Origin of the sequence: Luteimonas suaedae, assembly GCF_008312895.1 — a bacterium.
GTDB lineage: Bacteria > Pseudomonadota > Gammaproteobacteria > Xanthomonadales > Xanthomonadaceae > Luteimonas > Luteimonas suaedae.
Map to the genome: position 1 here is coordinate 1 of NZ_VSSP01000005.1, position 25,862 is coordinate 25,862.

Here is a 25,862-nt window from a genome sequence, read left to right on the forward strand (position 1 = left end):
TTGAAGACACTCCTGAAGTGAGATCAGGGTGTCCACTGAACCGTAGGAACTACCGATCCGGCTTGCATGAATTGCTAGGGTGCACTCGACGGCTCATGCTGCAAGATGTTGACGAGTTTTCCCAATGGATCTCGAACATAGAACCGGCGCACTCCCCAGGGCTCGCTGACGGGACCATACTCGATGGGAGTGCCGGAGTCCTTTACTCTCCGAAGAGCCTCCGCAAGATCGTCGACCTCGATCGAAAGCTCGGGAACCGGCGTGTCAGAACCGCCCTGGCTGGCGAAACTGACCTGCACCGACATCATTGACGGGGAAGCGTAGGTACGGAGCCAGCCATGATCCATGACCAGATCGAGACCGAGAACGCCACGATAGAAAGCATCCGCTGCCTCAACGTCAGTGGTTTCGACATTGGCAACGATTCGTTGAACTTTCATCACGCACTCCCAAGATCCTGCCGTGCGCCATAGTGCCTGAATCCAGGCCGAAGCGGCTTCGGTCGTCAGGCGTCGTCGCGGCGATCGATCGTGGAGATGGTACCTTGCGCCAGCGCGCATAGAACCTCCGTGTCGCCGTCTTGACTTGAAATTTCGCAGCGGCAGACGGCCTGCTTCCTTCCCGCATGGACAACGACGGCTCGAGCGATCAGGACACGCCCTAGAACTGGGCGAACATAGTTGATCTTGAACTCGGACGTCACAACAGAAGGTCCCAATGCGAATCCACCGGCAAAGGTGAGTGCATTGTCTGCGGCGTAAGCAATGACGCCGCCGTGGACGAAGCCATGTTGCTGCTTCAATTGCTCGGAGATCGGAACACGGAGTTCGATCCCCTCTGCGGAGAACTGCACAAGCTCAGCCCCCAACAATTCGCTGAAGGGTTGGGCATGTAACACTTGCTGTGCGTCATGCAGGGAGAGTGGCATATCACAAGCTCACGGAATGATTGTGGTGACGCGTAACACCTGAGCTAAATCGTGAAGCGGCTCCGGGTCGAATGAGCGGCTAGACACTGTTGATGCTGGCATCGAGCAACCTGCTTGCTTCGTGCTTCACCAAGTGAACGAACTTGGTCAGCTGGTCCGGGCGCATGGCCAGACGATCCTTCTCATGGCCGAGATAGGCCCGTCGCGCCTCCTGCAATACCGGTCGAAGCTCGACGGGCAAGCGCGAACTCGATGATACCCGCAAGAATGTCCCTGTGCAGCCATTCTCCGAACTGCAGCTCCCGCCTGGCCGGATAACGCCAAGGGACGATGTCGCCGCGGACGACGACGGTGACCTCCAGGGCGCGGAGCGTCTCGCTTTGACCGGGTGGTGCTGAGACGTTCAGCAGATCGAGCAACAGAGCCCGGCGTACGGCGTCATCAGGTCGTGCAGACACGGTAACCAGCAAGTCGATGTCGCTGTATGGCTTCAGGCCACCGTCCAACGCGGAACCATACAAATGGACGGCCAGTAAAGTCGATGCCAGATGACTCTGGATGACATCGCACGCCCGTGACAGCTGTGCTGCTGCTTCGGCGGGTACCGAGTTGCTCATGATGTCCCACACCCGAGTTAGACCGACCGGCGAAGCGGGTTCGGCTTGAAACGAATTGTTAGGCGGCGTTGCCGTGACTCTCACCCCTGGCTAACGCCGCAACGCTTAGTTCAATGGTCCCACGATCTAGATGGAGATCAATGCATGAAGATGGAACGACTCCGTCTGTCCGGCGGCACCGAGCTGTCGTTCGTCACGGCAGGCGAGGCGTCCAAGCCCGCCGTGCTGCTGCTGCACGGAACCCCGAACTCGGCGCGAATGTTCCGGGGAGTCGTGCCCGCGCTGGCGCAGGCCGCCTATGTGATCGCGCCTGATCTGCCCGGCCATGGCGAGTCCGACGTGCTGCCGACAGTCTCGTTTGCCGCGATCGGTCAGGCCATCTGCGAACTGCTCGACCGGCTCGAGATCGGGCCGCGATTCATCTACCTGCATGATTGGGGAGCGCCGGTGGGCCTGCAGATTGCGATGCAGGCGCCCGAGCAGGTGCTGGGCCTCATCATCCAGAACGCCAACGCGCATCGAACGGGGTGGGGACCAGGATGGGCTGCGCAGCTGGCCTACTGGTCGCAGCCGAACGCGGAAAACGAGGCGGCGGTCACCGCACATCTGACCCTCGCGGGCACGCGCGACACGTACATCTCAGGCGTTCCATCGGACGTGGCCGAGCGGATCCCCGCCGAACACTGGGAAGAGGATTGGCGGGTGATGAATCTGCCAGGACACATGGACACGCAGCGAGCGCTGATCGCAGACTATGAGAACTACGCCGCCCGCTTCGACGCCATTGCCGAGTACCTTGAGCGCTGGCAGCCGCCTGCCCTGATGGTCTGGGGAAGGCACGATATCTATTTCGAACTCGCCGAGGTGCTGTCTTGGATGCGCGCGCTGCCAAGGATGGAAGCCCATGTCCTCGACGCCGGCCACCTGCTGCTTGAGACGCATGCGGCCGAAGCCGTGTCGCTGATGCTCGACTTTATCAGGCGCTGGCAAAAGGAAGGCGAAGGAGCGGAACGGCATGAGTGACGCCGATTCGTACAAGCCAATTGTTAGGCCGCACTCCGTGAAATCCGCAGCATCCCTTCTTCATCTTCTCGCTCTGCCACCTCGAATCGCGCACCTCTCATGCAACGCCGTGCAGCTTCATTGTCAGGCTCTACGGCCCCGATAAAGGCCTTTACCTCCGCCAACCCGTCCAAAGTTTGCAAGTTGGAGAGAATTCGCCTCCCTATGCCCTTCCCTCGCATAGCCGGGGCAACCGCTAAGGCGAGCCCGGCTGTTCCATCATCATATCGCTCGACATCCACAATCCCGACAGGGCTTCCTGTCGTATAAACAATCCATGCGTGACGGGCCAGCACTCTACGGCCTCGAAACTCCACTCCTGGTGAGTCTTGCAGGAGCGCTGGAATACGGCGGAGCCATTCGCGCCCTCCGAGAAAGCGCTGTGTGTCCGGATCGTCGAACCATCCCTCAACTTCTTTGACCGAGGCCGAGGTGAACGGAATGAAGTTGAGTGCGTTTTCGTTCTGATGCATGAGAACCTCGCGTTGTGATGCGGTCTAACGCCTGAATTAGGTCGACCCGCGAAGCGGGTTCGGCTTGGATGAATTGTCGGGCCGCGCCTCGGTCACCACTTGGCGCTCGGCGACGTGGCCAGGATTTCGTAGAGTCCAAAGACGTCATTGTTGTCGGCGCCAGGATCGCCGATGGCGTAAAGGGTGCCAAAGACAGCCTCGTAGGTGGCGCTACGACTGATAAGACAGAGATCTTCGGGCGAGACGCCGGCTGCCAGCACGCGCTCGATGGCCGGGCCAACCTCGGCAAAGGACCCATCAGGATTCCGCTTGCAGTTGGCAACGATGTTGTCGAGCGTAGATGGGTCGGCAAGCGGATTTATGATCTCTCGCCAAAGATGTTCGACCAGATCTTCTCTCGATGCCATGGGGAAGGCTCCCTAGTGGCCTAACGCCTGAATCAAGCAGCGCCGCGAAGCGGCGCTGCTTGGATGGATTGCCAGACCGTACGCTGTCCATGATACGGCATCAGTGCGCTGCCGCCGGGAGTTCGGTTGGCGAAGGCGTGTGCGGTGCGCTCCGGCGCTGCGGCGCGGCGTTCGGGTTGTCCATGTCCGAGAAGATCAACCATGGTCCGCCGGACGCACGGCGTAGAGTGAGCGTGAACTTTCCGGTATCGCCGGGCGTATTGTCGTAACCATATGCACCGATGATGTAGCCGATCGTGTCTCCGGCGGCAAAAGCGAGCGCGCGTAGCCGTAATTGGCCGCCCCCCTGGCCTTCATAGACTGCCCGGATGGCCGAGCGTCCGCGGATTGGCGGACGATTGCTTTGCAGCACAAATCCATCTTCCGCAAACAGCGAGGCGAGGGCGACCGCGTCGCCCGCGCGCCATGCGCGCTCATAGTCGCGAAGCACTCGATCCAGCTGAGGCGGCAACGCGACTTCGGGAAGCCCTGTGGACGCGACTGGTTCTGGGGCATTCTGGCCAAGCAGTGGTCCCGTCGCCAACATGAGGCCGAAGACGACAACAGTGAGGATGGAACGGCTCATATGTCTCAATCCGATTGGAGTGTCGACGGTCCAACACCTGAGTTAATCCGATCCGTCAAGCAGCTTGGGCTTGAACGGATGGTTGGCGATCACTAGAAGACCATCACGTGGTCAACAAGATACCTGCCGTCTTGTTGGACAAGAACCATCTCTGCTACGAAGTCTCCCGGCTCTTTGGTGAAGCGCTGCTTCCAGACAACAGCGACAGACTCTGGGCGCCGGAAGGTAGCGACGAACTCGCGGTCTGCGAAGAAGCCCTTTGTGCTCTGGTAGTCCTGGCAGATCCACTCCAACTGCTCCTTGGAGAGACGCTTTTCAGGCGATCAGTGAAGTCCACGATGTGCCTGTCATGGTCGATTGCGGTTGAGGCATCCATCAAGTTGTCCATGATCGGATCGGCAACCGACAAGATTTCAGTGTCTGATTTTCCGGACAGATCCATGTGACTCCTCCTATGAACGCTAACGTTTGAGCTGAGCGGCGTGCAGCGGCCAGGGCGCCTTGTCGTTGCGTGTCCACTCGAGCAAAGGGTTAGGCATCCCTGGTGTACGCCGGTGCTGACGGATGTGTGTTGTGGAACGCCCCATACCGTCGGTCCGACGGATAGTACTCGGAAGCGAACTGCACTTTTGCAGCAGCTTCCTCGCCCGCAACCTCAGCAATGAATGCAAGCGTCAGGTCGATACCCGCAGACACGCCAGCAGAGGACCAAACGTTGGCGTCCCGTACGAAGCGTTCTTCGACCACCTCAACGCTTCCCAGCGCACGAAGGCGCTCAAGCGATCCCCAGTGTGTGGTCGCCCTCTTGCCCTCGAGTAGGCCGGCAGCATGCAGAACGAAGGAGCCAGTGCAGACTGAGAGGACAGCCTTGCAAGCCTTGCCTCGCGCGGCTACGAAGTCGAGCAGCTTCGCATTGTTGATCTCGGTTCGGGTTCCCTGGCCACCAGGCACCAGAAGGTAGTCGAGCGCCGGGCACTCCTCGAAGGAAAAATGCGGATTTATTGAGAGACCCTTGGCGCAACTGATCGGTGCTGCGTGCTCCGCGACCACCAGGCAGTTGGGGCCGCCGGCAACCTGCTGCCACATAGTGACCATTTCCCAGGGGCCGACGAAGTCAAGTTCTTCGACGTTGGGAAAGACGAGTATTCCGAAGGTCATAGCGGGCCGCTACTGGAGTTCTGGGATAGCTAACGTGTGAATTAATCCGTGCCGCGAAGCGGCATCGGCTTGAATGAACTGTTATAAATTGTTGCCGCTACATTTCTCACGGAATAACTGGAGTGGCATATCTCCTAGGCCTCGTATACGGCCATCCGAGTAGGTCGTAGCCATTTTCATCTCTGCTGGTAACCCAACGAAGAAGATGATTTGCCCGTCTCCTCGATTTACGTCTTCTTTTATGTAGTAGCTAGCCGGAGGGTATTCGTCCCCGATGCTATAGTGGAACTCCGAATTTGGTTCCTTCTTCAGGAATTCGTTGATTATTGCCTTGAATTTCCCATCGGCAGATGGCACATAGTTGACCAAGGCGATCACACTTGCCTCCCGGATCTGATCTTCAACCGAGAGTTCATAGAAGTTTTTCTCCGCCTCTCTTGCGTAGATCTCTGGATCAATTCCTACTTCGCTTCCCCCGACCTTATGGAATCCATTCGGAATAAGAACTGGCATTGCAAAGAATGCGACGAAGTAGGAGATTGCGAGGAATGAGAGAGCAAATCCGCCACCGAACGCAAGCCCTTCAAGGAACTTCTTGGTCATGATCTATCCTTAATGCATAACGCCTGAATTAAGCCGACCCGCGAAGCGGGTTCGGCTTGAATGAATTGTTAGGCGCCACGTTGCACCAATGGGACGAGGAACGCGTGTATTGCAGCCATTGCTAAGAGGCCCGCAAGGAGGGACAAAGCGCTGAATTGCCAGCCATGTGGAGCCAGAAGACCTGCCAGGACGATGCTAAAGAGGAATGGCGTGACCGCCAACATTGCGGCTGGAGGGACGGAGATGCGCTTGCCACAAGCTTTGCACTGAGCAGATAGCGCTGGGCCCAAGAATGACTTCCTGAGTTGCGACATCGCTTGATTATGGCAGTACGGACAGGTGGTCATATCTATGGCTGCAGTGATGCTTGTGGTGGCGCCAAACTTCTTTATCGACCCCAAATCGGGGTGATAGCGCCGAGTATTCATGTGGTCGGCTGCGTCGTCAACTTCCACAAAGGTTTGTGAAATCAGCAGCTTGGCAGTGGATCAGCGTTCTTATCGGAATGGCTGGCGCGGCCCGCATGTCGTGTTGGATGCAGTGATATCTGTTATCGCCGTTAAATCGTGGTGGTAAACGGATGTTGCAGCCGGCCATAGGTTTGGCCGGCTCCGTCGACCCGGCAAGTCGCATGGCTGCATCGATGAGGTCGATCCAGCCTGCGCGCGAAGCTCCGCTTCACCCCGTCTTCCTCTCCGCAATCTGTCGCAGCGCCCGCTCGAACACTTCTATCGGCTGGCCACCCGAGATCAGGTCGCGCTGTTCGATGATGACGGCCGGCACGGCATTGATACCTTTGCGCGAGTAGAGCTGTTGTTCCGCGCGCACCTCGGCCGCGTAGGCGTCTGAGGCGAGGATGTCATGTGCGCGGTCCGGTGCCAGTCCGGCCATGCCCGCGATGTGGACCAGGGTGTCGTGGTCCGAGACGTCCCGCCCGTCGGTGAAGTACGCGCGCAGCAATGCATGCTTGAGTGCAACCTGGCTGCCTTCGAGCCGGGCCCAGTACAGCAGTCGGTGGGCGTCGAACGTGTTGTAGATGCGGCGGCGGTCCGCCGCGAAAGTGAAGCCCAGCTCGGCGCCGCGCTGGCGAATGCGTTCATGGCCTTCGGCAAGCTGTGCAGGGGACAGGCCGTACTTCGTCTGCAGGTGCTCGGCGATGTCCTCGCCTTCGGGCGGGAGCTGCGGGTTCAGTTCGAATGGACGGAAATGGAGCTCGGCCTGTATCTCGCCCTGCATACGTTCCAGTGCCCGTTCCAGCGACGCCAGCCCGATGGCGCACCACGGGCAGACCACGTCGGAGACGAAGTCGATGCGCAGCGGCACGCCGCCGGTCGCTGTCGCGTTCATGCCTGCAGCATCGGCAGCTTCAAGTCCTGTTCCGTCGCGCACTGCCTGGCGATGTCGTATCCGGCATCCGCATGCCGCATCACCCCGGTGCCCGGGTCGTTCCACAGCACCCGCGCGATGCGCTTGTCGGCTGCTTCCGTGCCGTCACACACGATGACCACGCCGGAGTGCTGCGAATAGCCCATCCCCACGCCGCCGCCATGGTGCAGCGACACCCAGGTCGCGCCGCCGGCCACATTGAGCATGGCATTGAGCAGCGGCCAGTCGCTGACGGCGTCGCTGCCGTCCTGCATGGCCTCGGTCTCGCGGTTGGGTGAGGCGACGGAGCCGGAGTCGAGATGGTCGCGGCCGATGACCACCGGCGCCTTCAGTTCGCCGCTGCGCACCATCTCGTTGAAGGCCAGGCCCAGCTTGTGGCGCAGGCCCAGGCCGACCCAGCAGATGCGCGCGGGCAGGCCCTGGAAGGCGATCCGCTCGCGGGCCATGTCCAGCCAGTTGTGCAGGTGCTTGTCGTCGGGGATGAGCGCCTTGACCTTGGCATCGGTCCTGTAGATGTCCTCCGGGTCGCCGGACAGGGCCACCCAGCGGAACGGACCGATGCCGCGGCAGAACAGCGGGCGCACGTAGGCGGGCACGAAGCCGGGGAAGTCGAAGGCGTTGGCGCAGCCTTCGTCCTTGGCCATCTGGCGGATGTTGTTGCCGTAGTCGAACGTCGGAACGCCCTCGGCCGCGAAGGCGAGCATGGCCTCGACATGGGTGCGCATGGAGCGCTTGGCGGCGTCGCGCACCTTGTCCGGGTCGGCCTTCTGCTCGGCGAACCACTGCGCCACGGTCCAGCCGATCGGCAGGTAGCCGTGCACCGGGTCGTGGGCGCTGGTCTGATCGGTGACGGCGTCGGGGCGCACGCCGCGCTCGACCAGTTCCGGCAGCACTTCGGCGGCGTTGCCGAGCAGGGCGATGGACTTCGCCTCGCCGGCCTTCGTGTACCTGTCGATGCGAGCGAGGGCGTCGTCGAGATCGGTCGCCTGCTCGTCGACGTAGCGGGTCTTGAGGCGCATGCCGATGCGGCTCTGCTGGCATTCGATGTTGAGGCTGCAGGCGCCGGCCAGGCTGGCGGCCAGCGGCTGCGCGCCGCCCATGCCGCCGAGGCCGGCGGTGAGGATCCACTTGCCGCTGAGGTCGCCGCCGTAGTGCTGGCGGCCCATCTCAACGAAGGTCTCGTAGGTGCCCTGCACGATGCCCTGGCTGCCGATGTAGATCCAGCTGCCGGCGGTCATCTGGCCGTACATCATCAGGCCCTTGCGGTCGAGTTCGTGGAAGTGCTCCCAGGTGGACCAGGCGGGCACCAGGTTGGAGTTGGCGATCAGCACGCGCGGCGCGTCGGCATGGGTAGGGAACACGCCGACGGGCTTGCCGGACTGCACCAGCAGGGTCTCGTCGTCGCCGAGGGTCTTGAGTATCTCCAGGATCCGGTCGAAGCAGGCCCAGTCGCGGGCGGCGCGGCCGATGCCGCCGTAGACCACCAGGTCCTCCGGACGCTCGGCCACGTCCGGGTCCAGGTTGTTCTGGATCATCCGGAACGGGGCCTCGGTCAGCCAGGACCTGCAGGTTAGGTCGCTGCCGCGCGGCGCGCGGATGCTGCGGGTGGGATCGTGGCGGGGGTCGGACATGCGTGGCTCCGGGAGCGGTTGGCGATGCGCCGAGGTGAGGCGGGGCGCGGAATATCGGGATTATCGCATTGGGGTGCAGAAGGCCCGGAGGTGCGGGCCGCGACGATCTGCTCCCTCCCCCGTTTATGGGGGAGGGCTGGGGTGGGGGCGACGGAGCCGCGACTGCGTCCGGTGTATGGATATTTCGAGTGAGCGGCTTGTGGATCTGCCCACTCGATGGCGAGTGGCGGCGTTCGATGTGCCTGCGCCGGTTTGCCCCCATCCCAACCTTCCCCCGCAAGCGGGGGAAGGAGCGGAGTGCGGGTGTTTGCGGGAGCGGGTGTGCGAATGAGTGGGCGCAGACTGCGTGCGCCAGCGACGGCGGGCGGCAGGGGCGGCCTGCCGTGGATGGCCGGCTCAGAACAGCAGGTTCACCATCGCCACCACCACCAGGGTGTAGGTCAACGACAGCGGGGCGCCGACACGCCACAATTCACGTGCGTTGTAGCCGGCGGGGCCGGTGATCATCGACAGCACCGGATTGGACTGTGTCATGAAGTTGTTCGAGGCCGACAGCGCCACGATCAGGGCGAAGGCGGTCGGGTCGCCGCCGGCGGCGAGCGCGAGGTTGATCGCCAGCGGCACCACCACGATGGTGGCGCCGACGTGGCTGATGACCAGGGAGAAGGCGGTGGTCAGGATGGCGACGGCGATCTCGATCACCCACACCGGCAGCCCGCGGGGCAGCTGTTCGATGGTATGGCCGGCCACCCAGGCGGCGGCGCCGCTGCTGTCCATGGCCCAGCCCAGCGGGATCAGGCAGGCCATCAGGAACACCGTCTTCCAGTTGATGGCGCTGTAGGCCTCGTCCATCTTCAGCACGCCGCAGACCAGCATGCCGGCCACGCCGGTCATCAGCGCGATCGAGGTGGGCACGCGCGAGGACAACGCGATCAGGATGGTGACGGCAAAGATCGCCATCGCGATCTTGAACTTGTGCGGGCGCTGCTCGCCCTTGGGGAAATCGGTCACCACCACGAAGTCGCGGCTGGAGCTTTCCGACAGCGCCTGCCAGAAACTGTGCAGCACCAGCATGTCGCCGGCGCGCAGCGGCAGGTCGCGCACGTTGTCGCGGATCACCTCCTCGTCCTTGCCGCGGTTGACCGCCAGCAGGCGGATCCCGTGCTGGCGCCGCAGCTGCAGCTCGTTGGCGCTCTTGCCGATGAACTTGGAGGTTGGCGGGATCACCGCCTCCGAGATGCCGGCGCGGGCCGGATTGAACAGGTCGCCGAAGTTGCGCAGGCGCGTGCTCATGCGCAGGAACTGGTTCTGCGCGAAATCCGACACCTGCTGCCGCGTGCCCATGGCCCCGAGCACGCTGCCGACCCAGATACGGGTGTCGGCAGCCGGCGCCAGCTTCGCCTCGTTGTCGCTCTTGAGCGCCAGCAGCACGGGGGCGTCATGCAGGGCCTCGGCCTCGCCGAAGGTCATGCCGACCAGTGGGCTGTCGGCGGTGACGGTGAGCTCGTACACGTCGCCTTCGATGCCGTAGACGCGGGCGAAATAGCTCTGCGTGCGCGCCGGGGTCACGTTGCTGTCGTTGCCCTCGCGCAGCTGCCGGTTGCCGAAGAAATGGAAGTAGGCCAGGCCGGTGGCCAGCAGCACCAGGCCGATCGGCAGCGGGGCGAACATGTTCAGTGGTTCCAGCGTCGCCACGCCGGAGGGCAGGTTGGCGTTGGCGGCCACCAGCAGGTCGTTGAGCAGGATCAGCGGCGAGGTGCCGACCATCGTCAGGCTGCCGCCCATCACGATCGCCACGCCCAGCGGCAGCAGCAGTTGCGACAGGCTCATGCCGGTGCGTGAGGCCAGCCGCGAGGCCACCGGCAGGTACAGCGCCATCGCCGCCGGGTTCTGCATGAACGAGGAATTGAGGCCGGCGACCGCCGAGGTCAGCAGCAGCAACCGCTGCTCCACGCCGTGCGCGCGCCGCAGCAGCCAGGCGGCCAGGCGGTTGAGGGCGCCGGTGCGGTCCAGGCCCATGCCCAGGATCATGGTGGCGATCACGCTGATCACGGCGTTGGACGAGAAGCCGTTGAACACGTCTTCCGACGCCACCTGCCCGGTCAGTCCCAGCAGCACCAGCACCACCAGCGCCACTAGGTCGGCGCGTACCCGCTGGAACACGAACAGCAGCATCGTCAGGCTCACCAGACCGAGGACGATCTTCATGTCCGTGGTGAGCGAGAGGGCGGTGTCCATTTAGGGCCGGGATTGGGGATTCGGGAGTCGGGATTGGGAAAGCGGGCCGCAGCGGCGGACCGTCAGCCGGTGGACCCGATGCCGTTGTCCCGACAAGGGCCGGGGTCCAGTTCGCTTTGCCGGCGGATTACGATGGATCCCGGCCTTCGCCGGGGCGGTGTCGGGTCCGGCGGCCGGCGGCGCCGGGTTCCGTGCCGCGAGACGCGCATCTCAAATGCCTTTCGCTTTTTCGAATCACGAATCACGAATCACGAATCCCGGTCGTAAAGCAAATCCCACACACCGTGGCCCAGGCGCTGGCCGCGGGTCTCGAAATGGGTCTGCGGGCGCCAGTCCGGGCGCGGCACGTGCCCGCGCGCACCGGCGCGGTTGCGCAATCCCGCCGTTGCGTCCAGGACGTCCCACATCTGTTCGGCATAGTCCTGCCAATCGGTGGCGAGGTGCAAGCGCCCGCCGGGCGCCAGCTTGCGCACCAGCAGGTCGGCGAAGGCCGGTTGCACCAGGCGGCGCTTGTTGTGGCGCTTCTTGTGCCAGGGATCGGGGAAATAGATGCGGATCTCGTCGAGCGAGGCGTCGGCGATCTCGTGCTCGAGCACCTCCACCGCATCGTGGTGGTAGATGCGGGCGTGGTCGCTGCCGTCCTCGGCCAGGGCATTCAACAGGCGGCCGACGCCTGGGGCGTGCACCTCGATGCCGATGTAGTCGCGCGTGGGGTCCTGGCGGGCGGCGTAGCGCAGCGCCTCGCCGTTGCCGAAGCCGATCTCCAGTACCCGTGGCGCGCTGCGGCCGAATACGGCGTCGAAGTCGCGCGGGCCGGTCTGCTGGTCGGCGGGGCGGAAATCCAGTCCGAAACGCGGCCACGACTGGTCGAACGCCCGCTGCTGGGCCTCGCTGAAGCGGCCCTGGCGCAGTACGAAGCTGCGCACCCGGCGACGGCCGGGCTCGACGGTGAAGGGCTTGTCGCGGCCGGTCTCGCTCATGCCGCCGCTGCGCGCGGAACGGCCCGCGCCGGGCAGTTCGTAGGAGCGCGCCGTGCGCGCGATGCCGTGGGCAGGTCGTCGTCTGCGAATTTCCCTGACCGACGCGCCTGCCGGTCCAGAATCGCCGCATCCACCGGATCCTGCCAGTACCCGCGGCATCGCGCCCGTGGGGCGCTCCTACGGGAGGGCGATTGACGTCGGGCGTGGCGCATCGCCATCAGCCGATCAGACCGTCCACCGGGCTGGAGGCGCTGGCGTAGCGCTTGCGCGGGATGCGGCCGGCGAGGAAGGCGTCGCGGCCGGCCTCCACCGCCAGTTTCATCGCCCGCGCCATGCGCACCGGATCCTTGGCGCCGGCGATGGCGGTGTTCATCAGCACGCCGTCGCAGCCCAGCTCCATCGCGATCGCGGCGTCGGACGCGGTGCCGACGCCGGCATCGACCAGCACCGGCACCTTGGCGTTCTCGATGATCTCGAGCAGGTTGTACTTGTTCTGGATGCCCAGGCCGGAGCCGATCGGCGCGGCCAGCGGCATCACCGCCACGCAGCCGATCTCCTCCAGCCGGCGCGCCAGGATCGGATCGTCGCTGGTGTAGACCATCACCTGGAAGCCGTCGGCGACCAGTTGCTCGGCGGCCTCGAGCGTCTGCACCACGTCGGGAAACAGCGTTTTCTCGTCGCCCAGCACCTCGAGCTTGGTGAGGTTGTGGCCGTCGAGCAGCTCGCGCGCCAGGCGGCAGGTGCGCACCGCGTCGGCGGCGGTGTAGCAGCCGGCGGTGTTGGGCAAGATGGTGTAGCGGTCGGGCGGCAGCACGTCGAGCAGGTTGGGCTCGCCCGGATTCTGGCCGATGTTGGTCCGGCGGATGGCCACGGTGACGATCTCGGCGCCGGCGGCCTCGGTGGCGGCGCGGGTTTCGTCGAGATCCTTGAACTTGCCGGTGCCGGTGAGCAGGCGCGAGCGGTAGCGCTTGCCGGCGATGACCAGTGGGTCGTGCGCAGACGAATCGTTCATGACCGGATTATGGCGGTTCACGCCGTCGAAATGTAGGGACGCGGTGAATGCCCGCTCTTGTAGGAGGGACTTCAGCCGCGCCCCCGCACTTCTGTAGGAGGAGCTTCAGCCCCGACCCCGCACATGACGGCAGGTCCGTCCTGCCGTTGTTCCCCTTCGCAACGCGCGGCGCGGCTTCATCGCCGCCGCCGACGGGCTGCGCGGCGCGGCACGTGTCATCAAAACTGAACCTTCGCCATGCAGCATCGGCGGCCGTCGCGCAGCTCCGCGATGTCCTTCCCCCGTATCAGGATTGATTCACATGCAGATGAAGCGCCGCCGCCTCAGCGGTTCGATCCGCCGTGCCCTCGTCGTCGGTGCCTGCGCCGCGATGGCTTCCGCCCCGGCCTGGGCACAGCAGGACGCAGCATCCGCCACGGACGGCATCGACCGGCGCACCGACGCCACCGAACTCGACAGCATCGTGGTGACCGGCCGCGCCGGCACCGGCATCCGCACCAAGGCCGAGACCAGCTACTCGGTCACCAACATCGAAGAGGAGACGCTGCGCCTGCAGGCGCCCACCAGCGTGACCGAATCGCTCAAATCGGTGCCCGGCTTCTGGGTCGAGGCGTCCGGTGGCGAGGGCAGCGGCAACGTCCGCGTCCGCGGCATCCCGGTCGACGGCTTCGGCTCGGTCAACATCCTCGAGGACGGCGTGCCGGTGGTGCACGATCCCTCGCTCGGCTATCTGAACGGTGACCAGGCATTCCGCCTCGACGAGACCATCGAGCGTATCGAGGTGGTGCGCGGCGGCCCGTCGTCGGTGATCTACCCCAACGCCCCGGCCGGCGCGATCAACTACATCCCGCGCCAGGTCGGCGACGAGGACGAGGGCATCGCCAAGGTCACCGTGGGCGACTACGGCCTGAAACGCCTCGACTTCTGGTACGGCACGCCGGTGGCCGGCGACTGGAAGCTGGGCCTCGGCGGCTTCTACCGCCAGGACGACGGCATCCGCGATCCCGGCTACACCGCCAACGACGGCGGACAGTTCCGCGTCAACCTGGCGCGCGAGTTCGAGCGCGGCCGCCTCAGCATCGACGCCAAGCACCTGGACGACAAGGTCATGCTGTACCTGGGCATCCCGATGCGCACCGACGAGAACGGCGATATTCGTGCGGTGCCGGGGTTCGACGGCCACCATGGCACCGTGGCCGGCCCGGAAACCCGCCGCCTGGCGATGCCAATGGGCGGTGATGGCGGCGACGGCGGCGTCTGGGACTACGACAACGCCAAGGGCACCCACGTCCGGCGCGACCAGCTGACGGTGAAGTTCGACTACGACCTGGGCGCGGGCTGGCAGGTGTCCGACGCGCTGGGCCTCACCCATACCAAGACCACCCGCAACGGCGTGTTCGCGCTGAACCTGCAGAGCGCGTCGAGCTTCCTGGAGAACCAGGCCGAGGACCTCGCGTCGCAGATCGCACAGGTGCCGGGTGCCGCCGGCCTGCAGCTGAGCTACGTCAACGCGCCGGGCGGCGTCTTCGACGTCGCCGGCCAGAACGGCAACGGACTGATGATGGTGGGCGGCCTGCGTGGCCTGGAGATGCCGGTGAAGGAGCTGGTCAACGACCTGCGCCTGTCGCGCGACTTCGATGTCGGCGGCCAGAACCACAATCTGACCCTGGGCTACTACTACGCCAACACCAACGAGGACTTCGACCGCTATTCCTCCAACGTACTGCTGGACGCGCAGGACAACGCGCGCCTGCTGAACCTGGAGGTGGTGGACGCCGACGGCAACGTGCTGGCCGCCTTCACCGAGGACGGTGTCCGGCGCCACGGCTACGAATGGGGCAATGCCTCGGGCGAGTCCACCACTCACGCGCTTTACTTGGCGGACGAGTGGCAGGTGAACGATGCCCTGCGCATCGACGCCGGCGTGCGCTGGGAGGAGATCACCGCCGAGGGCTGGACCGAGGTGCGCACCACGGCCGACGGCGGCACCCCGGCCACGGCCTCGATGCTGACCGGCTCGGGCCGGTTCCTGCACTACGACACCAGTTCCGACAAGGTCGGCTGGACCTTGGGCGCGAACTACCAGTTCGGGCGGAATTCGGGCGTATTCGGCCGCTGGACCTCGGCCTTCCGCCTGCCCAGCCTGGGGAGCTACGTCACCCGCGGCGACAACGCCTGCGATGACAGTACCGGAGCGGAATTCGACCAGTGCGTGTCCGAGCGGCAGGCCACCAACAATGATGCCGCCATCACCCAGACCATGGACCTGGCGGAGATCGGCTACAAGTACAGCGACGCGTTGTTCAGCCTGTTCGCCACCGGGTTCTACACCAAGTACGACAATGTCGGGTTCAACAACTACGTGTTCGACGTCAATACCGGGGTCTCGACCCGGGAGCAGGGCTACGCCAGCACCCGCACCTACGGCCTGGAGCTGGAGGGCGCCTGGTATCCGGCCGACTGGTTCGACCTGCAGCTGACCGCCACTTTGCAGAATCCGGAATACCGGGACCTGAGATACACCGAGGACTCGGACGAGGGCCCGATGCTGCGCGACTTCGTTGGCAACCGCCTGATCCGGGTGCCGGAGACCAGCGTGCGCCTCGTGCCCGGCGTGAATCTGCTGGACGGCCGCCTGCGTCTGCAGCTCGCCTGGGAATACCAGGGCGACCGCTACGTCGACAACGCCAACTCGGTGAAGCTGCCGGCGTACGACGTGTTCAACGCCAGCGCCCGGCTCGAGATGACGCCGCAGTTCGCGCTGTATGGCTACGTCGACAACCTCGGTAACTCGCTGGGCCTGACCGAGGGCAACCCGCGCGCAGGTGAGCTGCAGAGCGGTGACGCCGGCGCCAACAGCTTCATCGCCCGGCCGGTGCTGGGACGGGCGTTCCGCCTGGCGGTGATGTACCGCTTCTGACGAAAGCTCCCGGGGGAGAGGGCTGGGGTGAGGGGGAGCGCCGGAGCAGTCGAGCGTTCGGTAACAACGCAGATTCGAGTGAAGGCCCCTCGGCTCCGCTCCCACGACGGACTCGCAATGAAATCAAGCATAGTCATGCAAAGCCTCGTCCTGCTCGCTGCTTTCCTGCCGTTCGCGGCATCGGCCGCCTGCGACCTCGCAGCCCCCGACGCCCGTGCCGCCGGCGCCGACTGCGCGCAGGCCTGGATGGATGCCAACCTGCGCCTCAACGACCTGCAGGTGATCGGCACCCACAACAGTTACAAGCTGCCCACCTGGCCGCATCTGCTGGCCGCGCACCGCGAACGCGATCCGCAGGGCGCGGACGGCATCGACTACGGCCACCTGCCGTTGCGCGAGCAGCTGGCACGCGGCGTGCGCGCATTCGAATTCGACGTCTACCATGACCCAGAAGGCGCGCGCTATCGCCATGATTCGCTGCCGCGCGACCAGCGCGCCGCCCTGCGGCGCCCCGGCTTCAAGGTCATGCACCTGTCCGACATCGACTACCGCAGCAGCTGCCAGCCGTTCGCCGAATGCCTGCGGATCGTCCGCGACTGGTCGCGCGCGCATCCGCGGCATGTCCCGCTGCTGATCCAGATCAACGCCAAGGACGGTCCCGCCGCGCCCGGCGCGGTGCAGCCGCTGCGTTTCGATGCGGCGGCGTTCGATGCGCTGGATGCCGAGATCCGCAGCGCGTTCCCGGACGAGGCGCTGATCGTGCCGAACGAAGTGCAGGGCGACGCCCCGAGCCTGCGCGACGCGGCGCTCGCCGGCCGCTGGCCGCGCCTGGGCGAGGCGCGCGGGCGGGTGCTGTTCGCGCTCGACGAGGGCGAAGAGAAGGTGGCGCTGTATCGCGGCGAACGACGCGCGCTGGAAGGCCGGGTGCTGTTCGTCAATGCCGCCGCGTCCTCCCCGGCCGCGGCATGGCTGACGCGCAACGAGCCTGTGGAGCAGGGCGTGGACATCGCCGAGGCCGTAGCCGCGGGCTTCCTCGTCCGCACCCGCGCCGACGCCGACACGCGGGAGGCGCGCCGGAACGACACGCGCCGCCGCGAGGCCGCGCTGGGCGGAGGCGCGCAGGTCGTCTCCACCGATTACATCGAACCCGATCCGCGGTTCGGCGACTACCGGGTCGGACTGCCGGGTGGTGCGGTCGCGCGCTGCAATCCGCATCGCGCCGCGCAACGCTGCGGCGGCCTGCCCATCGAGGAATGATCATGCTGCGTCGCCTGTGTTTCGTCGTCCTGACTATTTGCGCCATGGCCGCTGCGGCCGCGGAACGCGACTCGCTCGTGCTGCGCGGCGAGATCGACGGCGGCGACCACCAGCGCTACCGCGAGGTGCCGTTCACCGTGCCGGCGGGCACCGCGCGCATCACCGTGGCGTTCGACTACGACGGCCGCGAGGACAAGACCACCATCGACCTGGGCCTGCTGGGGCCGGACGGCTTCCGCGGCTGGAGCGGCGGCAACAAGCGTGAATTCACCGTATCGGCGTACGACGCCACGCCCTCCTACCTGCCGGGCGCGTTGCCGGCCGGGGAGTGGCGGTTGCTGCTGGGGATTCCCAACATCCGCGCCGGCGCATCCGCGACCTATACGGCCGAGGTCCGTTTCACGCCGGTCGGCGCGGAAGAGCGCCTGCCCGGGTCGCTGCAGCCGGTGCTCGGGAAGGAGGCGCGGTGGTACCGCGGCGACCTGCACATGCACAGCGCGCACAGCGACGCCAGCTGCGACAGCCAGGGCGGCGAGCGGGTGCCGTGCCCGCTGTTCCTGACCCTGCAGGCGGCCGCTGAGCAGGGCCTGGACTTCGTCGCCCTGACCGATCACAACACGGTCTCGCACCTGCACGACATCCGCGGGCTGCAGCCGTACTTCGACCGCCTGCTGCTGATCCCGGGCATGGAGGTGACCACGTTCCAGGGCCACGCCAATGTCTTCGGACTGCAGGCGCCGCTGGATTTCCGCGTCGGCGACACCGTACCGGACTGGAACGCGCTGCTGCGGGAGGCGCAGGCGCGCGACCTGCTGCTGTCGGTCAACCATCCGGTGCGGCCGTCGGACGAGCGCTGCATGGGATGCGGCTGGACGCCGAGCGGCGGGACGGACTGGTCGCGGATCGCGGCGGTGGAGGCCATCAACGGCGCCGACGCCGACACGCCGATGTCGGGCATCCCGTTCTGGCATGCGCAGCTCGATGCCGGCCATCGGCTCACCGGCGTTGGCGGCAGCGACAACCACGACGCCAAGCTGACGCAGTCGCAGTTTGGCCGCAGCCGGATCGGCGCGCCGGTGACGGCGGTGCATGCGGCGTCGTTGTCGCAACCGGCGATCCTCGACGGCATCCGCGCCGGCCGCGTCTTCGTCGACGTCGAGGGCAGCCGCGATCGCGTGCTCGACCTGATCGCACGCTACCGCGCGAACGAGATCGCCATGGGCGGCACGCTGGCGTTGCCGGCCGGTGCCGAGGCCGATTTCGAGCTGCGCCTGGCCGGCGTGGCGGATGCGCGCGTGGAGGTGATCGTCGACGGCGAAATCGCGCCGCTGCTCGCCGATTCCGTCGTGCCCGACACCGGGCAGCCCCTGCGCTGGCGCTGGCGCAGCGATGGCGGCCGCCACTGGCTGCGCGTGGACGTGCGCGACGCCGGCGGCCGGCTACTATTGGTCGGCAATCCGATTTACGTCAATTTCTGAGAAGTGAGTGAGGAGGAGTGGGAAATGAGAGAAGAGCGTGATGACCTGCTCTTCTCTCATTTCTCACTCCTCTCCACTCGTTTCTCGCTCCTCATCCGCCACCGAGCGCGTGCACGATCTCCACTCGGTCGCCGTCATGTAACGCATGCGCATCGTGGCGGCCACGCGGCACGATCTCGCCGTTGACCTCCACCGCGACGCGACGTTCGGCCAGGCCCTGAGTCCGGAGCAGGTCGCTGATCGTGGCCGGGTCGGGCAGGGCGACGCGGTCGCCATTGAGCTGGATATCCATGGCCGCCATTGTCGCCGCTCGCGCGGCGACATTCAGCCCCGTCCGGCAAAACATGATGCGCTGCGGCGTGAGCGCCCATGCCGATCGTGGAACCATGCGCGACCATCCGCCGCCGTATGTCCCTTGCCGGCGGCCTTTGCCACGATTCTGGAGAAGTCATGCGCCTGCCACGCCTTGCCCCCGCCGCCCTCGCCACCGCGCTCGTGCTGGCGGGCGGCTCCGCTGCCGCCGACGAAGGTCAGTTCTCGCGCACCATCTTCTTCGGCGACAGCCTGACCGATGCCGGCTTCTTCCGCCCGCTGCTGCCGCCGGAAGTGCGGGCGGTGACCGGGCAGTTCACCACCAATCCCGGCTGGGTCTGGGCACAGTTCGTCGCCGACCACTACGGCACCGACGCTTCCGCCAACGGCAACGGCCAGGACGGCGACAACTACGCCGTGGGCGGCGCCTGGGTGGTTGGCGACCGGACCGGGGATCTGGGGCCGACGCCGTCTGTGACCAGCCAGGTCTCCACCTATCTCTCGTCGACCGGCGGCGTCGCCGATCCCGACGCCCTGTACTCGATCTGGGCCGGCGCCAACGACATCTTCGCGATCGCCGCCGGCGCGCCGGTGGAGGAGACGCTCGGGACCGCCGTGGCCGGCCAGGTCGGCCTGGTCGGCGCACTGCAGGGCGCCGGCGCGCGCTACATCCTGGTGCCGACCCTGCCCGACATGGGCATCACCCCCGCCGCACGGGCGCAGGGCCCGCAGGCCCAGGCGCAGCTGACCGCGCTGGCGACGGCCTACAACGAGGCGCTGTTCGGTGGCATCGCCAGCGCCGGATTGCGGGTGATCCCGCTCGACACCTTCAGTTTTCTGCAGGAGGTGGTCGCCGATCCGGGCCTGTACGGCTTCGCCAACGTCACCGGCACCGCCTGCCAGCCGCAGATCACCGCGCAGTCGCTGACCTGTAACCCGAGCAGCTACGTCACGCCGGATGCGGCGAAGACCTACCTGTTCGCCGACGGCGTGCACCCGAGCGACGCCGGCCATGCGGTGATGGCGGACTTCGCGATCTCGGTGCTCGAGGCGCCGGCGCAGATCGCGGTGCTGCCGCAGTCGGCGGCGGTGATCGGCCGCGCCCGCGCCGACCGCGTCGCCTGGCATCTGGACGGCAAGCCGGCCGGCGACGGCAGCAACTGGTGGGTCGACCTGCGCGGCGACTACCAGCGCTACGACGACGGCGACGCCTACGACGGGCTCGCGCCGGCGCTTACCGGCGGCGTCGACTGGACCCGCGGCAACCTGGTGTTCGGCGTGTTCGGCGGCTACGGCGTGACCAAGCAGGACTGGGGCCTGCGCCGCGGCAGCTTCGAGCATTCCGACCTCACCCTCGGCGGCTTCGCCGGCTGGTACGGCGAGCGCGGCGGCTGGGTCAATGGCCAGCTCAGCTATTCGCGGCTCGACTTCGACAGCGACCGCGACGTCTGGCTGGGCCCGGCACGGCGCACCCACCACGGCTCGGCCGACGGCGACAACCTGACCGTCGCGGTCAACGCCGGCTGGGACTTCCAGCACGGCAACCTGCGCCATGGCCCGGTGCTGAGCCTGGTCTCGCAGCGGATCGACGTCGACGGCTTCGCCGAGAGCGATCCCGACCTGTCCACCTCGCTGGCGTACCCGGACCAGAACTTCGACTCGCTGATCGGCAGCGTCGGCTGGCAGCTCGCGGTGGCGGAGGGGCACCTGCGCCCGTACGCGCGCCTGACCTGGGACCGGGAATTCGAGGACGCGCCGGAAGAGGCGTTCGCGCGTGCGCAGTCGATCCCGGGCACGGACTGGTTCGCGGTGCCGGGCATGGCCTACGACGACAGCTATGCCACCGTCGCCCTCGGCGCGCGCACCACGCTGTTCGGCCTGGACGCCAACTTCGGCCTGAGCACCACGCTGTCGCACGCCGACAACGGCAACACGACCGTGCACGCGACCTTCGGCAAAGGGTTCTAGAGCCCAGCGCAGGCCGGACCCCAGGTACACGTCGGAGATCCGTAGGAGCGCGCCATGCGCGCGATGCCGCGGGCATGTGCCGCCGCGATTCCGTCTGCCGGCGCGTCTTCCGGTTCACGACGGGACTGTCGATGCCCCGAGACCGGAGATGCCCGCGGCATCGCGCGCGTGGCTCGCTCCTACCGGGTGTCGGCGCCCGGATTGCCAAGCCCCGCCCGGCGGCTCTAGACTTCCACCGCAACGCGGGTGTAGCTCAATGGTAGAGCTGTAGCTTCCCAAGCTACTGACGAGGGTTCGATTCCCTTCACCCGCTCCATCGCATTGTCTGCGGACTTCCGTAGAAGTCAGGAGAGCTACAAGTCCTTGTTACGCAAGGACTTTTCCTCTCTTCTATGTTCTGCCGTAGTCCACTGTGATCCGCCTGCAGCCTAGACTTTTAAGTTCATGAAAGTCCATTTTTGAGGGCACGGCTGATTCCGGATTGTTGATGGAGGGGCGAGATCGACGTGACCAGCATCTGGTTCCTGACTCATGTTCAGGAGCAAGAGCGTGACACTCCCAGACCGGGCTCTGTCCGACTAGATCGACCATGTCGCGCTGCACGCATCATGGACACCATGGACCTGCGAACCGGCGTTGGGATCTCGCCACGGTCGTTTTCCGCGTCCGTCGGCTTACGCCAAGCCTGGTCGACCAAGTTCGAGTTGCGATCCGCGCGATACGATCAGGTGGAACGAGCCGCTATCGCAGAGGACGAAGAAGTGGTGGATTACCTTGCTTCGGTCTGCTGTGGTGCGGGGGAAGCCACTGCTCGCTCTTCAGCGACGATGCGCACCGGCACACCCAAGGCATCCGAGAGAGCCGCCTGACTATCCACTGCAGCCTCGTTTCCAATGTCGACCGTCAAAACCAGATCGCCGGCACGCTCATCGATGTAGCCGCCATAGCCGGAGGGGAGAAAGTGCGTGATGATGTCGCGACGTTTAAACGCGGCGCGCAGCTGATCGACAGAATGTAGCGCGCCGGTCTGGATTTCCACTCGCACCCTATCGTCTCCGAACTGGTAAGGCAGGGAGCCTTCTCCCTCTTTGCCAGTCAGCCTGACCACGACATGGAAATCCGGCTCTCGCTCGATATAGATCCCGGCGATACGATCACGAAACCGCTCCTGGAGAGCTGCCGTAAGCGGCCCAGTGTCGGGTTCACTTATATTGGTCTCGACTCTCATGGGGCCTTCGGGAACACCCGCCGGTCGGACAGGTCCGGAAACCATTCCGCCCGCACTCGGCAGCTCTTGCGCCAAGGTTGGAGTCGCTGCAAGCAACACGAGCGGTAATACGGTGGTAGGCCATCTATTCATGTTTTCTCGCGACATACGGCCAGTTTTCACCGGCCGTACTGTATCACTGTGACTAAGGCCAATTATGGCCTCACGGGTAGACGAGGTTCAGCCCGAAATTGCTGCAAGCATAGTCTGTGCTCGTGTACCAGCAAGTATGCCGGTATGCCGCGTCGATACCGGTGCGGTTCACAGATGTCGGACATGGATCCTCCTGAGTTGTGGGAGCGACGACGACCTGCAATGGGTGTCGCACGCCTCTGCGCCGGCGAGTTCCGGTGGCGAGATGAGCGGTACGAGTCGTCGGTGCTGGCGCGGGTCAAATGCAGCCGCGGATGAGATCCGCCGCGCGCTCGGCGATCATGATCACCGGAGCATTGGTGTTGCCGCCGGGCAGGACCGGCATCACCGAGGCGTCGATCACGCGCAGGCCGTCGACGCCGCGCACGCGCAGTTGCGGGTCCACCACCGAGGCCGCGTCCTCGCCCATGCGGCAGCTGCCGGCGGGGTGGTAGACGCTCTCGGCCTTGGCGCGGATGAAGGCTTCCAGCTCGCAGTCGGATAGGTCCTCGCGCGCCGGATAGATTGGAGCGCCGCGATATGGGGCGAACGCCGACTGCTTCAGGATCTCGCGCGAGAGGCGCGCGCACTCGACCATCATCTTCAGATCGAAGCCATCGGCGTCGCTGAGGTAGTTCGCCTCGATGCGCGCCTTGTCGCTGGCGCGCGCGCTGGCCAGGCGAATGCGGCCGCGACTGCGCGGGCGCAGGAAGCAGGCGTGCAGGGTGTAGCCGTCGCCGGCCAGGCGTTTGCGGCCGTGGTCGTCGAGCATCGCCGGGACGAAGTGGAGCTGGATGTCGGCGCGGTCGTCGGGCGCCAGGCGCGAGCGCACGAAGCCGCCGGCTTCGGCGATGTTGCTGGTGCCGGCGCCGGAGCGGTTGCGCAGGTAGTAGCCCCAGGCGATGCGCGCATCACTGAGGCGGTCGTAGGTGAGCCGCTGGGTGGCGTGGTACAGCGTGCAGATGTCGAGATGGTCCTGCAGGTTGCCGCCGACGTCCGCCGCCTCGACCTGCACCGCGATGCCATGGGCGCGCAGTTCCTCCGCCGGGCCGATGCCGGAGAGCATCAGCAGCTGCGGCGAATTGATCGCGCCGCCGCACAGCAGCACCTCGCGCGCGGCGGGCTGGTGGAAGGCCCGGCCACGCGCGCCGTACACCACGCCGCTGGCGCGTCCGCTTTCGAAGGTGATGCGATTGACCAACGCACCGGTCTCGACGGTGAGATTGGGACGCTCGCGCGCCGGGCGCAGGTAGGCCACCGCGGCCGAGCAGCGCGCGCCGTCCTTCTGCGTGACCTGGTACAGGCCGACGCCCGCCTGCTGCGGACCGTTGAAGTCATCGTTGTGCGGAAATCCCGCCTGCTGCGCGGCTTCGATGAAGACCCGCGACAGTGGATTGACGTGGCGCAGGTCGGAGACGGCCAGCGGTCCGTCGCCGCCGTGCAACGCATCCGCGCCGCGACGGTTGCCTTCCGAGCGCCGGAAGTAGGGCAGCACGTTGTCCCAGTGCCAGCCGGTCGCGCCGCGCGCGGCCCAGTCGTCGTAGTCGCCGGGCACGCCGCGGATGTAGCACATCGCGTTGATCGAACTGGACCCGCCCAGCACCTTGCCGCGCGGCCACCACAGCGTGCGGTTGTCCAGCTGCGGTTCGGGCGCGGTGTCGTAGTTCCAGTTCACGCCCTTGCGGTTGACCAGCTTGGCCAGCCCCGCGGGCATGTGGATGAAGGGATGCCAGTCGCGCGGGCCGGCTTCCAGCAGCAGCACGCGGACGTCGGGATCCTCGCTCAACCGGTTGGCGAGCACGCAACCCGCGGAACCGGCGCCGATGATGATGTAGTCGTAGGCGGGCGCGGCGGGACGGACGGGCATCGTGCGACGCTAAGCGGCGGCGCTAGAGCATATGCTCTTGCCGGCGCAGGCGTCGCGCCGGCCTTGCGACTGTTCGAGGAGTGGCCGCGCGGACCGCGTCCGCCAGACGCCGTGGCGATGTCGGTGCCGCGAAGCCGGCGTTGACGCGCGGAGAGGTTCGGGCCAGATTCCGCTGGACTCCCGCGACCGGCCGACGCATGCAGCCTTCTTTCAAGGACGCCCTTCGCGTCTGGCTCAAGATCGGCCTGGTCAGCTTCGGCGGACCGGCCGGGCAGATCGCGCTCATGCACCGGTTGGTCGTCGAAGAGAAGCGCTGGATCAGCGAGGCGCGCCTTCCTGCACGCGCTGAACTACTGCATGTTGCTGCCGGGGCCGGAGGCGCAGCAGCTGGCGACCTACATCGGATGGCTGCTGCACCGGACACGCGGCGGGTTGGCGGCCGGGCTCCTGTTCGTGCTTCCCGGTTTCGTGCTGATGCTCGGCATCGCCGCCGTGTATGTCCTGTACGGGGACGTGGGCGTGATCCGGGGGCTGCTGTTCGGCATGCAGGCCGCCACCCTGGCGATCGTGGTCGAGGCGGTGCTGCGGATCGGCCGCAAGGCGCTGAAGCATCGGCTGCTGTGGGGCATCGCCGCGTTGTCGTTCCTGGCGATCTTCGCCTTCGGCGTGCCGTTTCCCCTGGTGATCCTGGGCGCCGCGCTCGCCGGCGTGGCCGGCGCGTGGCTGCGTCCGGCGGTGTTCCTGCCGGCGCAGACCGATGGGGCGGACGAGGTGGCGCTTGCGCAGCAGACGCATCCGTCGGCGGGCTGGACGCTGCGGGTGCTGCTGAGCGGCGCGGCGCTGTGGGGCCTGCCGCTGTTACTGTTGCTGGCGACGCTGGGTGTCGGCCATGTCTTCGCCGACGAAGCCCTGTTCTTCAGCAAGATGGCGCTGGTGACGTTCGGCGGCGCCTATGCGGTGCTGGCCTACATGACCCAGCAGGCGGTCGAACGCTACGGTTGGCTCGGCCCGACCGAAATGGTGCAGGGCCTGGCGCTGGCGGAAACGACGCCGGGGCCGCTGATCCTGGTGATCACCTTCGTCGGCTTCCTCGGTGCCTACGGCGACCCCGGCGCACTGCATCCGTTGCTTGCCGGCGTGCTCGGCGCGTCGCTGTCCACCTGGGTCACGTTCGTTCCCTGCTTCCTGTGGATCTTCCTCGGCGCGCCCTACATCGAACGCCTGCGCAACCGCCGCCTGCTCTCGGCCGCGCTGACCGGGATCACCGCGGCGGTGGTCGGCGTCATCGTGAACCTGTCGCTGTGGTTCGCGATCCACGTGCTGTTCGCCGAGGTCGGCCGCTGGCAGGGCTGGGGCCTGCGCCTGCCGTTCCCGGTCGTTTCCTCGCTGGACGTCGCGGCGTTGGCGCTCGGCGCCTTCGCGATGCTGGCGATGCTGCGCTTCGGGGTCAGCCTGCTGAAGACCCTGGCCGCCTGCGCGTTGCTCGGGTTGCTGGCGCAAGGGGCAGGCATCGGCTAACGTGCCGCGGAATGCTCCCGGGG

23 protein-coding genes, 1 tRNA gene and 2 pseudogenes are annotated in these 25,862 nt (G+C 66.0%); 9 read left to right on the forward strand and 17 right to left on the reverse strand.

The genetic code is table 11. The annotated features are described in order from the left end of the window. Positions 1 to 74: 74 nt before the first annotated feature. The 4 genes and pseudogenes from FXO19_RS09185 to FXO19_RS19820 form a co-directional block, all read right to left on the reverse strand. Positions 75 to 440, reverse strand: a complete 366-nt coding sequence (locus tag FXO19_RS09185; protein WP_149194798.1) for a VOC family protein — start codon at positions 438 to 440, stop codon at positions 75 to 77. 65 nt (positions 441 to 505) lie between these two features. Next, positions 506 to 928, reverse strand: coding sequence for a PaaI family thioesterase (locus FXO19_RS09190; protein ID WP_149194799.1), 423 nt, complete (start codon positions 926 to 928; stop codon positions 506 to 508). A 79-nt stretch (positions 929 to 1,007) separates the two neighbouring features. Further along, positions 1,008 to 1,193 carry an aminoglycoside adenylyltransferase domain-containing protein gene (locus FXO19_RS19815; RefSeq protein WP_425481460.1) on the reverse strand — a complete coding sequence of 62 codons (186 nt, stop codon included), beginning with the start codon at positions 1,191 to 1,193 and terminating at the stop codon, positions 1,008 to 1,010. Then, positions 1,177 to 1,545 (reverse strand): annotated as a pseudogene (locus FXO19_RS19820) (aminoglycoside adenylyltransferase family protein); the annotation flags it as partial. The gene FXO19_RS19815 and the pseudogene FXO19_RS19820, both read right to left, overlap by 17 nt. A 144-nt stretch (positions 1,546 to 1,689) precedes the next feature. Here FXO19_RS19820 and FXO19_RS09200 point away from each other — a divergent pair. Continuing rightward, positions 1,690 to 2,568 (forward strand): alpha/beta fold hydrolase, encoded by an 879-nt coding sequence (locus FXO19_RS09200; protein WP_149194800.1) that lies wholly within the window; start codon positions 1,690 to 1,692, stop codon positions 2,566 to 2,568. A 23-nt stretch (positions 2,569 to 2,591) separates the two neighbouring features. On the opposite strand, the gene FXO19_RS09205 is transcribed toward FXO19_RS09200, so the two are convergent. From FXO19_RS09205 to FXO19_RS09215, 3 genes are all read right to left on the reverse strand, one after another. Beyond that, positions 2,592 to 3,080 (reverse strand): GNAT family N-acetyltransferase, encoded by a 489-nt coding sequence (locus FXO19_RS09205; RefSeq protein WP_149194801.1) that lies wholly within the window; start codon positions 3,078 to 3,080, stop codon positions 2,592 to 2,594. A gap of 92 nt (positions 3,081 to 3,172) precedes the next feature. Beyond that, positions 3,173 to 3,487 (reverse strand): hypothetical protein, encoded by a 315-nt coding sequence (locus tag FXO19_RS09210; protein ID WP_149194802.1) that lies wholly within the window; start codon positions 3,485 to 3,487, stop codon positions 3,173 to 3,175. A 100-nt stretch (positions 3,488 to 3,587) separates the two neighbouring features. Beyond that, complete coding sequence (locus FXO19_RS09215) at positions 3,588 to 4,112, reverse strand: YybH family protein (RefSeq protein WP_149194803.1); 525 nt, start codon at positions 4,110 to 4,112, stop codon at positions 3,588 to 3,590. Positions 4,113 to 4,219: 107 nt separating this feature from the next. Between FXO19_RS09215 and FXO19_RS19235 the strand changes: the two genes are divergently transcribed. Further along, positions 4,220 to 4,558, forward strand: a complete 339-nt coding sequence (locus FXO19_RS19235) for a hypothetical protein (protein WP_187775720.1) — start codon at positions 4,220 to 4,222, stop codon at positions 4,556 to 4,558. A gap of 85 nt (positions 4,559 to 4,643) precedes the next feature. On the opposite strand, the gene FXO19_RS09225 is transcribed toward FXO19_RS19235, so the two are convergent. The 7 genes from FXO19_RS09225 to FXO19_RS09255 form a co-directional block, all read right to left on the reverse strand. Next, on the reverse strand, positions 4,644 to 5,270 hold the full coding sequence (locus FXO19_RS09225; protein WP_149194804.1) for a DJ-1/PfpI family protein: 627 nt from the start codon (positions 5,268 to 5,270) through the stop codon (positions 4,644 to 4,646). Between the two features lie 81 nt (positions 5,271 to 5,351). Further along, on the reverse strand, positions 5,352 to 5,873 hold the full coding sequence (locus tag FXO19_RS09230; protein WP_149194805.1) for a hypothetical protein: 522 nt from the start codon (positions 5,871 to 5,873) through the stop codon (positions 5,352 to 5,354). A gap of 678 nt (positions 5,874 to 6,551) precedes the next feature. Then, complete coding sequence (locus FXO19_RS09235) at positions 6,552 to 7,220, reverse strand: DsbA family oxidoreductase (protein WP_149194806.1); 669 nt, start codon at positions 7,218 to 7,220, stop codon at positions 6,552 to 6,554. Next, the gene (hutU, locus tag FXO19_RS09240; protein ID WP_149194807.1) at positions 7,217 to 8,890 is read right to left on the reverse strand and encodes a urocanate hydratase; all 1,674 of its coding nucleotides are present in this window, start codon (positions 8,888 to 8,890) and stop codon (positions 7,217 to 7,219) included. Before hutU ends, FXO19_RS09235 begins: the two co-directional genes overlap by 4 nt. A gap of 396 nt (positions 8,891 to 9,286) precedes the next feature. Then, positions 9,287 to 11,128: an SLC13 family permease gene (locus tag FXO19_RS09245; protein ID WP_149194808.1), complete on the reverse strand. Its 1,842-nt coding sequence runs from the start codon at positions 11,126 to 11,128 to the stop codon at positions 9,287 to 9,289. Positions 11,129 to 11,376: 248 nt separating this feature from the next. After that, positions 11,377 to 12,108, reverse strand: a complete 732-nt coding sequence (gene trmB, locus FXO19_RS09250; protein WP_149194809.1) for a tRNA (guanosine(46)-N7)-methyltransferase TrmB — start codon at positions 12,106 to 12,108, stop codon at positions 11,377 to 11,379. Between the two features lie 217 nt (positions 12,109 to 12,325). Further along, complete coding sequence (locus FXO19_RS09255; RefSeq protein ID WP_149194810.1) at positions 12,326 to 13,120, reverse strand: thiazole synthase; 795 nt, start codon at positions 13,118 to 13,120, stop codon at positions 12,326 to 12,328. 301 nt (positions 13,121 to 13,421) lie between these two features. On the opposite strand from FXO19_RS09255, the gene FXO19_RS09260 reads away from it, so the two are divergent. The 3 genes from FXO19_RS09260 (at position 13,422) to FXO19_RS09270 (ending at position 18,775) form a co-directional block, all read left to right on the forward strand. Beyond that, complete coding sequence (locus FXO19_RS09260; protein WP_255516365.1) at positions 13,422 to 16,040, forward strand: TonB-dependent receptor; 2,619 nt, start codon at positions 13,422 to 13,424, stop codon at positions 16,038 to 16,040. A 135-nt stretch (positions 16,041 to 16,175) separates the two neighbouring features. Then, a complete protein-coding gene (locus tag FXO19_RS09265) occupies positions 16,176 to 17,297 on the forward strand; it encodes a Ca2+-dependent phosphoinositide-specific phospholipase C (RefSeq protein WP_149194811.1) in 1,122 nt (373 codons plus the stop codon). 2 nt (positions 17,298 to 17,299) lie between these two features. Continuing rightward, on the forward strand, positions 17,300 to 18,775 hold the full coding sequence (locus tag FXO19_RS09270) for a CehA/McbA family metallohydrolase (protein WP_149194812.1): 1,476 nt from the start codon (positions 17,300 to 17,302) through the stop codon (positions 18,773 to 18,775). Positions 18,776 to 18,866: 91 nt separating this feature from the next. Here the strand turns inward: FXO19_RS09270 and thiS are convergent, their stop codons facing one another. Then, positions 18,867 to 19,067: a sulfur carrier protein ThiS gene (thiS, locus tag FXO19_RS09275; protein WP_149194813.1), complete on the reverse strand. Its 201-nt coding sequence runs from the start codon at positions 19,065 to 19,067 to the stop codon at positions 18,867 to 18,869. 158 nt (positions 19,068 to 19,225) lie between these two features. Here thiS and FXO19_RS09280 point away from each other — a divergent pair, with 158 nt between their 5' ends. Continuing rightward, on the forward strand, positions 19,226 to 21,055 hold the full coding sequence (locus tag FXO19_RS09280) for an autotransporter domain-containing protein (protein WP_149194814.1): 1,830 nt from the start codon (positions 19,226 to 19,228) through the stop codon (positions 21,053 to 21,055). Between the two features lie 242 nt (positions 21,056 to 21,297). After that, positions 21,298 to 21,371, forward strand: a tRNA-Gly gene (locus FXO19_RS09285). A 453-nt stretch (positions 21,372 to 21,824) separates the two neighbouring features. Here FXO19_RS09285 and FXO19_RS09290 read toward each other — a convergent pair. Then, positions 21,825 to 22,283, reverse strand: a complete 459-nt coding sequence (locus tag FXO19_RS09290) for a hypothetical protein (protein WP_149194815.1) — start codon at positions 22,281 to 22,283, stop codon at positions 21,825 to 21,827. 430 nt (positions 22,284 to 22,713) lie between these two features. Then, positions 22,714 to 24,321, reverse strand: a complete 1,608-nt coding sequence (locus FXO19_RS09295) for a GMC family oxidoreductase (protein WP_149194816.1) — start codon at positions 24,319 to 24,321, stop codon at positions 22,714 to 22,716. A 197-nt stretch (positions 24,322 to 24,518) separates the two neighbouring features. On the opposite strand from FXO19_RS09295, the pseudogene FXO19_RS19555 reads away from it, so the two are divergent. Together FXO19_RS19555 and FXO19_RS09300 are read left to right on the forward strand one after the other, a co-directional pair. Next, positions 24,519 to 24,599, forward strand: a pseudogene (locus FXO19_RS19555) (hypothetical protein); the annotation flags it as partial. A 79-nt stretch (positions 24,600 to 24,678) separates the two neighbouring features. Further along, positions 24,679 to 25,839, forward strand: a complete 1,161-nt coding sequence (locus FXO19_RS09300) for a chromate transporter (RefSeq protein ID WP_223115470.1) — start codon at positions 24,679 to 24,681, stop codon at positions 25,837 to 25,839. The last annotated feature ends 23 nt before the right edge of the window (positions 25,840 to 25,862 follow it).

Coding starts and splice junctions, on each gene's coding strand:
- FXO19_RS09185 (WP_149194798.1), bottom strand. CDS start 440: ATGAAAGTTCAACGAATCGTTGCCAATGTCGAAACCACTGACGTTGAG.
- FXO19_RS09190 (WP_149194799.1), bottom strand. CDS start 928: ATGCCACTCTCCCTGCATGACGCACAGCAAGTGTTACATGCCCAACCC.
- FXO19_RS09200 (WP_149194800.1), top strand. CDS start 1,690: ATGAAGATGGAACGACTCCGTCTGTCCGGCGGCACCGAGCTGTCGTTC.
- FXO19_RS09205 (WP_149194801.1), bottom strand. CDS start 3,080: ATGCATCAGAACGAAAACGCACTCAACTTCATTCCGTTCACCTCGGCC.
- FXO19_RS09210 (WP_149194802.1), bottom strand. CDS start 3,487: ATGGCATCGAGAGAAGATCTGGTCGAACATCTTTGGCGAGAGATCATA.
- FXO19_RS09215 (WP_149194803.1), bottom strand. CDS start 4,112: ATGAGCCGTTCCATCCTCACTGTTGTCGTCTTCGGCCTCATGTTGGCG.
- FXO19_RS09225 (WP_149194804.1), bottom strand. CDS start 5,270: ATGACCTTCGGAATACTCGTCTTTCCCAACGTCGAAGAACTTGACTTC.
- FXO19_RS09230 (WP_149194805.1), bottom strand. CDS start 5,873: ATGACCAAGAAGTTCCTTGAAGGGCTTGCGTTCGGTGGCGGATTTGCT.
- FXO19_RS09235 (WP_149194806.1), bottom strand. CDS start 7,220: ATGAACGCGACAGCGACCGGCGGCGTGCCGCTGCGCATCGACTTCGTC.
- hutU (WP_149194807.1), bottom strand. CDS start 8,890: ATGTCCGACCCCCGCCACGATCCCACCCGCAGCATCCGCGCGCCGCGC.
- FXO19_RS09245 (WP_149194808.1), bottom strand. CDS start 11,128: ATGGACACCGCCCTCTCGCTCACCACGGACATGAAGATCGTCCTCGGT.
- trmB (WP_149194809.1), bottom strand. CDS start 12,108: ATGAGCGAGACCGGCCGCGACAAGCCCTTCACCGTCGAGCCCGGCCGT.
- FXO19_RS09255 (WP_149194810.1), bottom strand. CDS start 13,120: ATGAACGATTCGTCTGCGCACGACCCACTGGTCATCGCCGGCAAGCGC.
- FXO19_RS09260 (WP_255516365.1), top strand. CDS start 13,422: ATGCAGATGAAGCGCCGCCGCCTCAGCGGTTCGATCCGCCGTGCCCTC.
- FXO19_RS09265 (WP_149194811.1), top strand. CDS start 16,176: ATGCAAAGCCTCGTCCTGCTCGCTGCTTTCCTGCCGTTCGCGGCATCG.
- FXO19_RS09270 (WP_149194812.1), top strand. CDS start 17,300: ATGCTGCGTCGCCTGTGTTTCGTCGTCCTGACTATTTGCGCCATGGCC.
- thiS (WP_149194813.1), bottom strand. CDS start 19,067: ATGGATATCCAGCTCAATGGCGACCGCGTCGCCCTGCCCGACCCGGCC.
- FXO19_RS09280 (WP_149194814.1), top strand. CDS start 19,226: ATGCGCCTGCCACGCCTTGCCCCCGCCGCCCTCGCCACCGCGCTCGTG.
- FXO19_RS09290 (WP_149194815.1), bottom strand. CDS start 22,283: ATGAGAGTCGAGACCAATATAAGTGAACCCGACACTGGGCCGCTTACG.
- FXO19_RS09295 (WP_149194816.1), bottom strand. CDS start 24,321: ATGCCCGTCCGTCCCGCCGCGCCCGCCTACGACTACATCATCATCGGC.
- FXO19_RS09300 (WP_223115470.1), top strand. CDS start 24,679: ATGTTGCTGCCGGGGCCGGAGGCGCAGCAGCTGGCGACCTACATCGGA.